Source organism: Psychrobacter sp. I-STPA10, assembly GCF_021012795.1.
Classification (GTDB): domain Bacteria; phylum Pseudomonadota; class Gammaproteobacteria; order Pseudomonadales; family Moraxellaceae; genus Psychrobacter.
Map to the genome: position 1 here is coordinate 1 of NZ_VFYU01000010.1, position 13,040 is coordinate 13,040.

Sequence of the window (13,040 nt, forward strand, 5' to 3'; positions counted from 1 at the left end):
GGGTATGGGAGGGGTCATATATCAATTTAGTAAAATAAGTTGAGAGCGAGGTTATTATTTATTCACATTATTCAAAGCCTATCCATAAATAACCATAACTATAATATGGTATTTATTTGATTTATAATCAAACTAAACCCATATATAATAAAAATTATTGCTTGTCATCTTCTTTTCGCTACTATAGAGTCATAATTTTGATAACTAATGGCTACTTTTACTGTATCTAGCCCATCTTTTATTGCTTTTTTATTACTTTAGCTGTATTTAGCGTCTGTTTTATAGTGACAAGCTATTTAATAAGTTCATAGTCCACCTTAGTCTAGGAAGACAAAATTTATAACATTATCAAGGAGCTGTATATGTCTTACCAAAATGTAACTGTCCCAACAAATGGTGAAAAAATAACCGTTAATGATGATTTATCTTTAAACGTCCCCAATCATCCCATCATTCCTTTTATCGAAGGTGATGGCATTGGCGTTGATATTACCCCTGTGATGATTAAAGTGATTGATGCAGCAGTCAATAAAGCCTATGACAATGAAAAATCCATTGTCTGGATGGAAGCCTACTGTGGCGAAAAAGCCTCAACTATTTATGATGGCGACTATCTGCCAGAAGAGACGCTAGAAATTTTAAAAGAATATGCCATTAGCATTAAAGGTCCATTAACCACGCCAGTGGGTGGCGGTATGCGTTCGCTGAATGTGGCACTGCGCCAACAGCTTGATTTGTATGTGTGTCAGCGTCCTGTACGTTGGTTTGAAGGCGTACCAAGCCCTGTCAAACAACCTGAACTCACCGACATGGTGATTTTCCGTGAAAACTCAGAAGACATCTATGCAGGCATTGAGTGGAAAGCAGGCTCAGAGGAAGCCAAAAAAGTCATCGACTTCTTGCAAAATGAGATGGGGGTGACCAAAATCCGCTTCTCTGATGACTGTGGTATTGGTATCAAGCCTGTGTCCAAAGAAGGCACCCAACGTCTGGTGCGCAAAGCCATTCAACATGCCATCGACAATGATTTGCCCAATGTGACCTTGGTTCACAAAGGCAATATCATGAAATTCACCGAAGGCGCATTTAAAGACTGGGGCTATGCGCTTGCTGCCGAGCATTTTGGTGCTAAGCTGCTAGATGGTGGCCCTTGGATGACACTAAAAAATCCAAAAACAGGCAATGAGATTGTAATTAAAGATGTGATTGCCGATGCATTTTTGCAACAAATATTAATGCGCCCTGCCGAATATTCAGTGATTGCTACCTTAAACCTTAATGGTGATTATATCTCTGATGCTTTAGCTGCCGAAGTGGGAGGTATTGGCATTGCACCCGGGGCAAACAAAGGCGATAAAGTAGCAGTATATGAGGCAACGCATGGTACTGCACCAAAATATGCAGGACAAGATAAAGTTAACCCCGGCTCATTGATTTTATCGGCTGAGATGATGCTGCGTGATATGGGCTGGAGTGAGGCAGCAGACCTTGTAATTAAAGGTATTCAAGGGGCAATTAAAAATAAAACCGTCACTTATGACTTTGAACGCTTGATGCCCGAGGCGACTTTATTAAGCTGTTCTGAATTTGGTGATGCGATTATTCAGCATATGAATGACTGATATCAACGCCAAACAAATAAGCTAAGCAATAAAAAACACCCCAAACCTATTAAGATTTGGGGTGTTTTATTGTCATACTTTAAATAAATACGTTGTAATATCTCACCTTCAACTTGAGTTACTAAGTTGGTGTGACCCCACCCAAACCCTCCCCTTGAAATAAGGGGAGGACTTAAAAGCCAGTTCCTCCCCCTTTTCTAAGGAGGAGGCTAGGAGGGGGAATAGTTCCCTCCATCTTTGGGGGAGGGTTAGGGAGGGGGCAGCATACTTTGTAAGATACTACCTTATAACGATGCCAACGCTTCGTTAAACAGTTTGCTTGGACGCATTACTTGTTCAGCAATGGACTCATCAGCAAGGTAGTAGCCTTTTAAGTCAACCGCTTTGCCTTGAGCTTCGTTGAGCTCTTTGACAATCGCCGCTTCGTTGTCTTTTAGCTGCTGTGCCAATGGTGCAAATTTGGCTTTTAACTCGCTGTCTTCATCTTGAGCGGCTAGCTCTTGTGCCCAGTACAACGCCAAGTAGAAATGACTACCACGGTTGTCTAGCTCACCCGTTTTGCGTGAGGGTGACTTGTCGTTGAGCAGTAGTTTTTCAGTAGCTCTATCCAGCGTGTCAGCAAGTACTTTTGCTTTAGGATTGTTGTCGTGCTCTGCTAAATGCTCTAACGACACAGTCAAGGCTAAAAACTCACCCAATGAATCCCAACGTAGATGGTTTTCTTCCACAAGCTGTTGCACGTGCTTAGGAGCAGAACCGCCTGCGCCTGTTTCAAACAAACCGCCCCCTTTCATCAATGGTACAACTGACAGCATTTTGGCACTGGTACCAAGCTCTAAGATTGGGAATAAGTCAGTGAGATAATCACGTAAGATATTACCTGTTGCCGAGATGGTATCCAAACCACGCGCCACACGCTCTAAGGTATAACGCATCGCACGTACTTGTGACATAATTTCAATGTGCAGACCTGTGGTATCATGGTCTTTTAGATATGTTTTGACCTTTTTAATCAGCTCATTTTCATGTGGGCGGTATGGGTCTAGCCAGAAGATAACAGGTGTATTAGACTCACGTGCACGACGTACGGCAAGTTTCACCCAGTCTTGGATTGGCTCATCTTTGACCTGACACATGCGCCAGATATCCCCTTTTTCAACACGCTGCTCAAGCAATACTTCACCCGTATCCACATCGACAATACGTGCCATACCATCATCACTAGATTCGAATGTTTTGTCGTGTGAGCCATACTCTTCAGCTTTTTGTGCCATCAAACCAACGTTCGGTACAGTTCCCATCGTGGTTGGGTCAAAGTTACCATGCCATTTACAGAAGTTAATCATTTCTTGGTAAATACGCGCAAACGTAGACTCAGGCATCACCGCTTTACAATCATAAAGCTTACCATCAGCACCCCACATTTTACCGCCATTGCGAATCATTGCAGGCATTGACGCATCAACAATAATGTCACTGGGTGAATGGAAGTTGGTAATACCTTTAGATGAATCCACCATCGCTAAGCGAGGACGATGCTCTTGACAGGCATGTAAGTCTTGCTCAATCTCTTCACGTTTTGAGGCAGGCAGCTCTGCAATTTTGTTATATAAATCCGCCATACCATTATTAACATTAATGCCTAACTCATCAAAGAACTCACCATGTTTTTCAAACGCATCTTTGTAGTAGATTCTGACCGCATGACCAAACACGATGGGGTGTGACACTTTCATCATCGTGGCTTTTACGTGCAATGAAAATAAGATGCCCGCTTCACGGCAATCTTCCATTTCTTGCTCATAAAACTCCAGCAAGGCTTTTTTGCTCATAAACATCAAATCAATGATTTCTTTATCAAGCAGCTTGATTTCTGGCTTTAATACGTGTGTTTTGCCATCATCAGTCAATAGTTCCATACGCACAGTACGGGCTTTGTCTAAAGTAAGTGATTGCTCACCACTATAAAAATCGCCTTCGTGCATGTGTGACACATGGGTGCTTGACCACTGTTTCCACTCACCCATAGAATGTGGGTGTTTGCGGGCATAGTTTTTTACCGCTTTGGGTGCACGGCGGTCTGAGTTACCTTCACGGATAACAGGGTTGACAGCACTACCTAGGCTTTTGCCATAGCGTTTGCGGATTTCTTTTTCTTCGTCGGTTTTTGGGTCTTCAGGAAAATCTGGAATGGCATAGCCTTTGCTTTGCAATTCTTTAATGGCAGCTTTAAGCTGTTGCACAGAAGCACTGATATTGGGTAGCTTAATAATATTGGCATTGGGGTCTTGGGTCAGCTTGCCAAGTTCTGCCAAATTATCAGGGACTTTCTGCTCTTCGGTTAAATAATCTGGAAATTCAGCGAGTATGCGTGCTGCAACAGAGATATCACTGGTTTCTACCTCAACGCCTGCGGTTTGAGTAAATGCTTTGACAATGGGCAACAATGATAAAGTTGCCAGCGCAGGGGCTTCGTCTGTTTTAGTATAAATAATTTTTGACATTATCGTATTATCTTCCTTTTGGTTGTGGTGAATTGATTGTTGTAAAGTGATTGTCGTGAGCAATAGTATTGCTCAAATATAATCATATAGTTTGATAATATGAGCCAACTTGATGATAATGAATCAACACTGTGCCATAGAATTAGATATAGAATTAGATTAAATACCTCACCTATCTTCCTTGAAACTATCTAAACTCTCTTTTGCTAAATATGCTCTTAGAGTAACAAATATCTTTGGCTAATGTGGCTTGGGGCATATTATAGCGAAAAATGAGACCACTATAAATCTGCCATAATGTCAATCAAATATCATGCACTCATTGACCTTTTGTTGTTCATGTCCTATATAATTAAATTATATTAAGCTAACAACAGCGTTATTCTACCAGTCATTGGCTGCAATATCATCTTTTGCTTATTTATCTTCTGTTTAGCACTTACGCAGTTTTCTAGATTATTAGCATCTGGTAATCATTATTTTTTATCAAGTGGGCTGGCTGTATGTCGCTCCAAAGTCCAAAGGCTCAATATAATTCCCAGCCGCTTTTTAAGTCACACATCATACTTTTGCATCAGTCCTACTTTTTTTTATTATCAATTCAGCAAAGAGTCTTCTGGCAAACAACTTAAGCTTGCGGTTTCTCTTTGCAAATTGTAACCATGATTTGTGCCATATTTGTTACCCTTATACGACATTTTATTGACTGTCATCATTGAGCCTTATGCCGACTTCAACTTTAACCTACTCGCTTACCCAAGATACGCACTGGCAGACACAAACCAACTGGCAGACACCTGATACGCCATTTATGCGCTTTGAATTTTGGCAAGCCTTACAGGATACAGGGGCGATTGGCGAACAAGCAGGTTGGCTGACTGTTTATATTGTTATCCATAAACAAAGCAGCTCTGAGCAAAATATGCCTGAGTCACCATTGGCAGTAATGCCGCTATTTATTAAAGACCATCATCAAGGTGAATTTGTGTTTGACCAAACATGGGCGGAAGCCTATGCCCGCTATGGGGTCGATTATTATCCAAGATTGGTCACCAGTGTGCCTTATACCCCTGTCACAGGGCAACGACTGTGGCTGGCTAATAATGTGACACTCAGCAGTGACATATTAGCGGCGGCATTGGCAGGAGTTGATGCGGTGGCAAAGCAGGTGAATGCCTCAAGTTGGCATGGGCTGTTTATGACGCAAGATATGGTCGATACCGCTGAACAAACATTGTCCATATCACAACCATCACAATCTTCTTCACCATCAGCATTATTACAAAGACAAGGTTGTCAGTTTATTTGGCACAATGGTGGCTGCAATCAGCCACAACCCATGTTTGCGGATTTTGAAGAATTTTTAGCCACTTTGACTGCCAAAAAACGCAAAAATATGCGCCAAGAGCGCAAAAAAATTGCCAAACAAGGCATTAGGTGTCGCCTAAAAACGGGCACAGAGATTAATCAGACAGATTGGGATATATTTTATCAATGCTACGCCATGACCTATGCGGTTCGAGGACGTGCGCCATATTTGACCCCTGAATTTTTTGTCCAGATTGCTCAAACCATGCCACAGCATTTAATGCTGGCACAAGCTATTACAGAATCAGATGAGGTAGTCGCCAGTAGTTTGTTTTTTTATGATGATCCAAACAGCCCAAATGCGACTTTATATGGGCGTTATTGGGGCGCATTGGCTGAATACGACAGCTTGCATTTTGAGCTGTGCTATTATCAAGGCATTGAATTTGCCATTGCTCAAGGTTTGCGTTATTTTGACCCCGGTACTCAAGGCGAGCACAAGCTGATACGGGGCTTTGTACCCAGCAAAACCTACTCTTTGCACCGCATTTATAATGATGGTTTTGCCGCTGCCATCAGCAACTTTTGTCAGCAAGAGCGTGATTATATGGCAGCCTATCGCCAGCAAGCACATGATGCACTGCCGTTTAATATTGATAATATGCCAGCGTTTCAGGGTTAAGTATTTACCATGACACAATCTTTATTACCACAATCCTTATTGCCACATTACCCCCTCATTGCAGCTCCATCGCACACGCCCCCCAGCCATTTGTATTTTTGGTTAACTGTTGATGGCTCATTAACAGCCCTCTTAGAAGCCAAAGCAGGACAGCCGCTACAAGTTGTACGCAGCTTTGAAGGCTATCGCCCATTGACGTTATCGCAAAAAAAACAACTGGGATATACTGGCAACAAACTAAATCGCCCGATGATGGCGTGGGTACGTGAGGTTAAGCTGTACGGCAATAGTGATAAACCTTGGGTACGGGCACAAAGCATCTTTCCTGTGCCAAGCCTACAAGGCAATGCCAAACGTCTGCAACAACTCAAAGGCACGCCCATCGGCTATGTATTATTTAAACGTCAAACGACACTACCCAACCGTCGTCGTATTTTTGCCACTAATATAGGTTGGCAACGCCAAACCCTCTATGACTGGCATGGCAGACGCTTTATAATTAGTGAGACGTTTTTACCAGAGTTTGAAAAAACGCTGATTTAAACAATCTATTTAGACAACTTATTTAGACAACTTATTTAGACAACCTATTTAAATAATCTAGTTGACAGCCATTGGACAATTAACACACTTTAAGATGAGCAACGCTTTGCTAAAAAATCTCCCTGATATCATGATAAAGACTCACTTTATCTTGAGTCTTTTTTAGCCAATTTCCGCCAATTTGGCACTGGTTTCATGCTATAGTATTTTTTATTATTATTTACCACTTCCCTAACCTATCATATAGGAATTTTTATGTTTAAAAATATCACCATTAAAGAATTTGACCCTGATTTATATGAAGCGATGACCAATGAGAGTCAACGTCAAGAAAACCACATTGAGCTTATCGCCTCTGAAAACTACTGCTCACAAGCCGTAATGGAAGCGCAAGGCTCAGACTTGACCAACAAATACGCAGAAGGTTACCCCGGTAAGCGTTATTATGGTGGCTGTGAATATGTTGATGTAGTTGAGCAACTTGCCATTGACCGTGCTAAAGAGTTATTTGGCGCAGAATATGCCAACGTGCAACCACACGCAGGTAGCCAAGCCAACTCAGCGGTATTTTTAGCATTGCTTGAGCCAAACGACACCATCTTAGGTATGAGCCTAGATGCAGGTGGACATTTGACGCATGGCGCAAGCGTGAGCTTCTCTGGCAAAAACTATAACTCAGTACAATACGGTTTAAACCCTGAGACAGGCGAAATTGACTACGAAGAAGTCGAACGCCTAGCCCGTGAGCATAAACCAAAAATGATTATTGCAGGTTTTTCAGCCTACTCTCAAGTGGTTGATTGGGCACGTTTCCGTGAAATTGCCGATAGCGTCGATGCTTACTTCTTTGTCGATATGGCGCACATTGCAGGCTTGGTTGCCGCAGGCGTTTATCCAAGCCCAGTACCCCATGCCGACGTGGTCACCACCACCACCCACAAAACCTTGCGTGGCCCTCGCTCAGGTCTAATCATCGCCCGTGATGAAAAACTGGCGAAAAAACTCAACTCAGCGGTATTCCCTGGCAACCAAGGTGGCCCACTGATGCACGCCATCGCTGCCAAAGCGGTGTGCTTTAAAGAAGCGTTGCAAGATGACTTTAAAACTTACCAACAGCAAGTGGTTAAAAATGCCAAAGCAATGGCAGAAGTTATTGGGGAGCGTGGCTATGACGTGGTATCAGGCGGTACAGAAAACCATCTAATGCTAATCAGCCTCATCAAACAAGAGCTAACTGGTAAAGAGGCGGATAAATGGTTAGGTGACGCTCATATCACCGTTAACAAAAACGCCGTACCTAATGACCCTAAATCACCTTTTGTCACCTCTGGTATCCGTCTTGGTACGCCTGCGATTACTACGCGTGGCTTTAAAGAGGAACAAGCTCGTGAATTGGCAGGCTGGATTTGTGATGTGCTAGATAGTCGTGGTGATGAAAAAGTCATCGACGAAGTACGTCAAAAAGTTGAAGCTATCTGTAAAGAATTTCCTGTCTATGAAAAAAATCAATAAAACTTGATTTTATTAAAACAGTTTGATTTTAGATAGTTAGAAAAACCGCCTAGCAAATGTTAGGCGGTTTTTTTGTGTTAAGCTCATAAGACTTATGAAACAAGAAATTGAGTATTAAAAATTGAGGGTGAAAAGTTGAGTATAAAAATGCCATATAAACCCAATATCAATGAGTTATTAGAAAAATTACAACAAAGCCCTAATGATGATAAATTATTAACTCAAATTGCTTTTTATTATATGCAACACCCTGATGGCAATAAAGACTTAGAGTATTTTAACAAAGCATACCAAGTCTCTCCTAGTATCGAGAACACCCATAATTTAGCGAGTTGGTCATACCATGAATATGGCGATAAAACGGCTTTAGAGTTACAACAGCAAGTCTTACAAAAACAACCAAAGTCGTATTATCCCTACGTTGCCTATGCGCAAATGCTAGCGACTGAATTAGAACACTTTTATAGTGATTGCCATTTTAATAAAACAATAAACGCATCAGACTCTATCAGCTACTATCAACAAATAATCCAAAATTACCAGTTAGCCATACAGAAGTTTTCTATTGCCCCTCTTGCCCATCAACAAAGACATTGCCACCTACCCAGTTTATTATACCACAACAGAGCATGGGCAATGGCAATGTTGAGCGACTATCATCAAGCCTTAAATCAACTTAATAAAAGCGAGCAATTATTAAATACTGCCGTACAACAACACTTTATAGATATGCCTAATCAGGATATGTTAGCCGATACTATGTATAAAATATTATTAAATAAAATACGGCTATATATTTTACTCAGTAGGGAAAAAGTTGATAGGAAAAAAGAGGCATTACAATTAATTGAGCAGACTAAAAAACACCCTAATTGTGATGATATAGATATTGCAGATTTATACGCCCAACTTGGTGAATACGAGCTATCTTATCAGACCATCATTGATAAGGTCGACAATATAGATGAGTCATGGCAGTGGATATGGTATGCCATTTATCAGTGTAATAAAGAGCAATGGCAACAGCTACTAAGAAAAAACATTGATAATCATCTAGCGTATATAGAGGATTTAGAGCAACAAAACGAACAACTACAAGCAGAAAATGATTTGGTTATGTTGGCAGATAATTTATCATCTATAAAAAGTGAACAACAACAACTAGAGCAAAAGAGATACCAATTAGAATATATGAGCCAGCCTAAACCCAGTGATAAGATAAAACACTCATTACAGCATTTACATCTGGGCTGTTTATTGTTTGGTTGTCCGTTGCATGGTAACAATATCAATGATGACAACCAATATATTTTTAACAGAAATTAGCCACCAAGTTGATTTAGCCCCAACGCCAACACCAAACCAATACCTGTACTAATACCTGCCCAGTGGTTGCCTTCTTTGTATGCTTGTGGGAATACTTCCGTCGCTAGTGAGGCAATCACTGCCCCTGCGGCAAAACAATCTATCAGGCTCAACGTCGATTTGGGTACACCGCTTAATAGCGTATTACCTGCAATCGCTGCCAATGATAACAATATAGCAGCGCCTACCCACAACATAAGGATTTTTTTGTGACTGCTACTGCCCTCTTTCATCTGCTTTGCGCCACCTGCCGCTTCAGGCAAGTTTGATAACAAAATAGAGCCTGCCAATGCTGCCACTTGCATGACGTTACCACCAATCAGTGCCACGCCCAACGCTAAGTTTTCTGGCACACCATCTAGGGTAATTGCCGCCAATAGCCCAACGCCACCTTCATTATCGAGCTTTTCATCAATGAGATAATCCACCCCTGCAAATACCACCGCACCAAACAAAGTAAACACCACCGTCAGCCATAAACCGCTATGACTCAGTGCAGGTTGTATCATCTCTAGCACCACTGAGAGCATCAATGCACCACCAGCAATGGCAAGTAAATTCCCTTTGAGCCAATTGGGCAGCTTGCCATAAACACCCCATAATGCGCCAACAATCAGCGCACCTGAGACTACTAAAATTACTAAAAAAATCATCATACTCAGGCTCACTGTGCGGGGTTATTTATTAGCCAATTATATTAATTTTTCAATATCATCACCCATTAAATTTTGTATATTGGCAATGGTTTTACCCCCTTAAAGGGTTGCCTCAAAATAATGACCAATCTTTAAAAAATTGAACGCAAGTATAATACCAGATACACCGCCCATCGCAATTGCAATTATAATTTGCCGTTGAGTAAGTTTATTGGTTTTTTTAAGTAAAAACAAAATCGTTAATGTCAGCGGTAGATTGATAAGTACGGCACTGACAACACCAGAAGCATATTTTTTAAATATTATTGTGGCTAATAAATGAGGAAAAAAGACATTTAATAATAAAATCCCACAAAAAGCTGCGATAACAAAGTAATAGGTTTTTTCATCTTTATAATAACGCTTTAAAAACACCACCAATAACCCTAATACCGAAAATAGAAAAACAGCTATCGAAAACTGTTTGGTGGTCACCATATGATAATTTGATAGAAAACTATTAGACTGCAACCATGCTTCCATCGTCATCGCTTCTTCTGTATTATGAATAATAAAAGCAAAGGGTAGGCAAAAAATTAATTTATTTAATATGAGATTATTATTGTTGAGTACCTTATCGTTTATTATATTCATAATTATAATTCTTAAAGTTTATAATATCTTTTTATTAAAATATACTAAAATTCAATTATTTAAGTATTTTCATTACCATCATCGTCATATTCATAGTATAGTCGCCAGTTAAGTTGCTTGGCAATATTTTTAAAGGTTTGAATATAGATACTTTCTGGTGCAATTTTTGAACCAATGATTGATATAAGATTAATATAGTTCAGTTCATTTTCTGCTGATAAACCAAAGTTATGATTAATGGCTTTAACCAAAGTAATATTTACCCACGCAAAGTTTTCGCTATTGCTAAAGCTTTGATGGTCTATTTGTTTAAATAAACCAGTTGCTAATAAGCAGTCAGTTATGGTAAGTATATCTAATGTTTGGCTATGATTGTCATCAGATTGAATAAAATAATAGTAATATTGCTCACTGTACATTATGTTCAAGCCTTAACATTGTTTAATAATGGCAAAATAAATAAGTATTTATGCATCTCAGGGTCAGAAATATTGATATCCTTGTGCTTTTTAATTTATTCTTGAATAAAAGTTATTAACTATAAGATAGCCAATACTATTTTAAATAATAATTTTTATCTAAAACCTATTATCTAAAACTTGTTATATAAGGTCACATATAAAGTACCAATAAACAATAGCAGATAAACTAATTTACCAGTCCATTTTTTATTATCGACACCATTAGGATTGATGATTAAAAAAATAAAAATAGGAACGATAATAATCGAAAAGACTATAAACAGTGCTTTCATATTATCGTTCCTAGTTTTTAAGTGAGCATGTGCCTAATTTAGATTTAAAATTAGGCATAGGATTAAGATTATTTCAGCATACAGAAACTTATCCTAACCCCGTACTTCGCCATGTCCATAGACAATCCATTTTTGTGAGGTTAAGCCCTCTAAGCCAACAGGACCTCGTGCATGGATTTTGTCAGTAGAAATGCCAATTTCTGCCCCCAATCCATACTCAAAACCATCAGCAAAACGGCTAGAAGCATTAATCATCACGCTTGAAGAGTCCACTTCTCGCAAAAAGCGTTGCGATTTTGTGTAGTTATTAGTGATGATAACGTCGGTATGGTGACTGCCATGAGTGTTGATATGCGCTATCGCCTCATCAAGTCCTGATACCACTTTGACTGCCAAAATTGGCGCAAGAAATTCGGTGTCCCAGTCCTCATCGGTGGCGTCACTTAGATGGTCAGTTAAAGCAGATTCATTTGCCAAGATGGATTTGGCTTGGGTATCAACACGTAGTTGCATGGCGTTGTCTGCTTCGACAATGGCAGTAGCGATTTTGGGTAAAAGGCTGTCAGCAATAGCGGTATCGACCAGTAAGGTTTCCATGGTGTTACAAGTGCCATAGCGTTGGGTTTTGGCATTGACGCTGACCTTGATAGCAATCTCAGGGTCAGCATCAGCATCAATATAAGTATGGCAGTTGCCGTCCAAATGCTTAATGACTGGCACACGCGCGTCACGGCTAATGCGTTCGATAAGCCCTTTACCGCCTCGTGGCACAATAACGTCCACATAGTCGGTCATGGTGATAAGCTCACCCACCGCCGCACGGTCAGTGGTGGATAATACTTGGACGCCATGCTCAGATAAGCCAGCTTTTTTCAATCCTTGCAAGATACAACAGGCGATGGCTTGGTTAGACTCGAACGCCTCTGAACCACCCCGTAAAATGATGGCATTGCCTGATTTTAATGCCAATGATGCCGCCTCTAAGGTGACATTAGGACGAGATTCATAAATCATACCGACCACGCCCAAAGGCACACGCATTTTGCCCAGTTGGATACCCGATGGGCGGAAAGTCATGTCAGTCACTTCACCGATGGGGTCAGGCAAGTTTGCTACATCTTTTAGCCCTTGTAACATACCGTCAAATCGGCTGTCAGTCAGCTCTAGGCGGTCTAATAGGGCAGATTCTAGGTTATTTTTACGCCCGTTTTCCATATCAATTTGGTTTGCCGCTAAGATATCGTCTTTGGCAGACAGCAGTTCATCATAAATGGCAAGCAAGGCGTTATTTTTATCACCGGTATTGGCAGCAGCCAGTTGGCGTGAGGCAGCTTTGGCTTGTTTACCAACTTGTTGCATATAGGCCTGAATGTTGTTAGGGATATTTTGATTTGTCATTGATTGCTTCCTTATATTAAGATAGATAGAAACCTTGAAGTTTGTTGCATTTTTTGAGAATGA

10 protein-coding genes are annotated in these 13,040 nt (G+C 40.5%); 5 read left to right on the forward strand and 5 right to left on the reverse strand.

The features are described 5' to 3' along the window. Positions 1-362: 362 nt before the first annotated feature. Positions 363-1,622, forward strand: coding sequence for an NADP-dependent isocitrate dehydrogenase (gene icd / locus FHK89_RS04240; protein WP_230657118.1), 1,260 nt, complete (start codon positions 363-365; stop codon positions 1,620-1,622). A gap of 284 nt (positions 1,623-1,906) precedes the next feature. Here the strand turns inward: icd and FHK89_RS04245 are convergent, their stop codons facing one another. Next, a complete protein-coding gene (locus FHK89_RS04245; RefSeq protein ID WP_230657119.1) occupies positions 1,907-4,126 on the reverse strand; it encodes an NADP-dependent isocitrate dehydrogenase in 2,220 nt (739 codons plus the stop codon). A 724-nt stretch (positions 4,127-4,850) separates the two neighbouring features. On the opposite strand from FHK89_RS04245, the gene FHK89_RS04250 reads away from it, so the two are divergent. The 4 genes from FHK89_RS04250 to FHK89_RS04265 all read left to right on the forward strand — a co-directional run bounded on the left by FHK89_RS04250 (position 4,851) and on the right by FHK89_RS04265 (position 9,497). Further along, positions 4,851-6,116 carry a GNAT family N-acetyltransferase gene (locus FHK89_RS04250; protein WP_230657120.1) on the forward strand — a complete coding sequence of 422 codons (1,266 nt, stop codon included), beginning with the start codon at positions 4,851-4,853 and terminating at the stop codon, positions 6,114-6,116. Positions 6,117-6,125: 9 nt separating this feature from the next. Then, positions 6,126-6,659 carry a chorismate--pyruvate lyase family protein gene (locus tag FHK89_RS04255; RefSeq protein WP_230657121.1) on the forward strand — a complete coding sequence of 178 codons (534 nt, stop codon included), beginning with the start codon at positions 6,126-6,128 and terminating at the stop codon, positions 6,657-6,659. Between the two features lie 255 nt (positions 6,660-6,914). Then, positions 6,915-8,171: a serine hydroxymethyltransferase gene (gene glyA, locus FHK89_RS04260; RefSeq protein WP_230657122.1), complete on the forward strand. Its 1,257-nt coding sequence runs from the start codon at positions 6,915-6,917 to the stop codon at positions 8,169-8,171. Positions 8,172-8,318: 147 nt separating this feature from the next. Beyond that, positions 8,319-9,497, forward strand: coding sequence for a hypothetical protein (locus FHK89_RS04265; RefSeq protein WP_230657124.1), 1,179 nt, complete (start codon positions 8,319-8,321; stop codon positions 9,495-9,497). Here the strand turns inward: FHK89_RS04265 and FHK89_RS04270 are convergent. From FHK89_RS04270 to FHK89_RS04285, 4 genes are all read right to left on the reverse strand, one after another. After that, positions 9,494-10,192: a ZIP family metal transporter gene (locus FHK89_RS04270; protein ID WP_230657126.1), complete on the reverse strand. Its 699-nt coding sequence runs from the start codon at positions 10,190-10,192 to the stop codon at positions 9,494-9,496. The genes FHK89_RS04265 and FHK89_RS04270 overlap by 4 nt on opposite strands. Positions 10,193-10,291: 99 nt before the next feature. Then, the gene (locus tag FHK89_RS04275) at positions 10,292-10,825 is read right to left on the reverse strand and encodes an HXXEE domain-containing protein (RefSeq protein ID WP_230657128.1); all 534 of its coding nucleotides are present in this window, start codon (positions 10,823-10,825) and stop codon (positions 10,292-10,294) included. A gap of 59 nt (positions 10,826-10,884) precedes the next feature. Beyond that, positions 10,885-11,244: a hypothetical protein gene (locus FHK89_RS04280; protein WP_230657130.1), complete on the reverse strand. Its 360-nt coding sequence runs from the start codon at positions 11,242-11,244 to the stop codon at positions 10,885-10,887. A gap of 428 nt (positions 11,245-11,672) precedes the next feature. Then, the gene (locus FHK89_RS04285) at positions 11,673-12,977 is read right to left on the reverse strand and encodes a glutamate-5-semialdehyde dehydrogenase (RefSeq protein ID WP_230657131.1); all 1,305 of its coding nucleotides are present in this window, start codon (positions 12,975-12,977) and stop codon (positions 11,673-11,675) included. Between the last annotated feature and the right edge of the window lie 63 nt (positions 12,978-13,040).

What these genes read in the sequence shown, in the direction of transcription:
- icd (WP_230657118.1), top strand. Translation starts at nt 363, where the DNA reads ATGTCTTACCAAAATGTAACTGTCCCAACAAATGGTGAAAAAATAACC.
- FHK89_RS04245 (WP_230657119.1), bottom strand. Translation starts at nt 4,126, where the DNA reads ATGTCAAAAATTATTTATACTAAAACAGACGAAGCCCCTGCGCTGGCA.
- FHK89_RS04250 (WP_230657120.1), top strand. Translation starts at nt 4,851, where the DNA reads ATGCCGACTTCAACTTTAACCTACTCGCTTACCCAAGATACGCACTGG.
- FHK89_RS04255 (WP_230657121.1), top strand. Translation starts at nt 6,126, where the DNA reads ATGACACAATCTTTATTACCACAATCCTTATTGCCACATTACCCCCTC.
- glyA (WP_230657122.1), top strand. Translation starts at nt 6,915, where the DNA reads ATGTTTAAAAATATCACCATTAAAGAATTTGACCCTGATTTATATGAA.
- FHK89_RS04265 (WP_230657124.1), top strand. Translation starts at nt 8,319, where the DNA reads ATGCCATATAAACCCAATATCAATGAGTTATTAGAAAAATTACAACAA.
- FHK89_RS04270 (WP_230657126.1), bottom strand. Translation starts at nt 10,192, where the DNA reads ATGATGATTTTTTTAGTAATTTTAGTAGTCTCAGGTGCGCTGATTGTT.
- FHK89_RS04275 (WP_230657128.1), bottom strand. Translation starts at nt 10,825, where the DNA reads ATGAATATAATAAACGATAAGGTACTCAACAATAATAATCTCATATTA.
- FHK89_RS04280 (WP_230657130.1), bottom strand. Translation starts at nt 11,244, where the DNA reads ATGTACAGTGAGCAATATTACTATTATTTTATTCAATCTGATGACAAT.
- FHK89_RS04285 (WP_230657131.1), bottom strand. Translation starts at nt 12,977, where the DNA reads ATGACAAATCAAAATATCCCTAACAACATTCAGGCCTATATGCAACAA.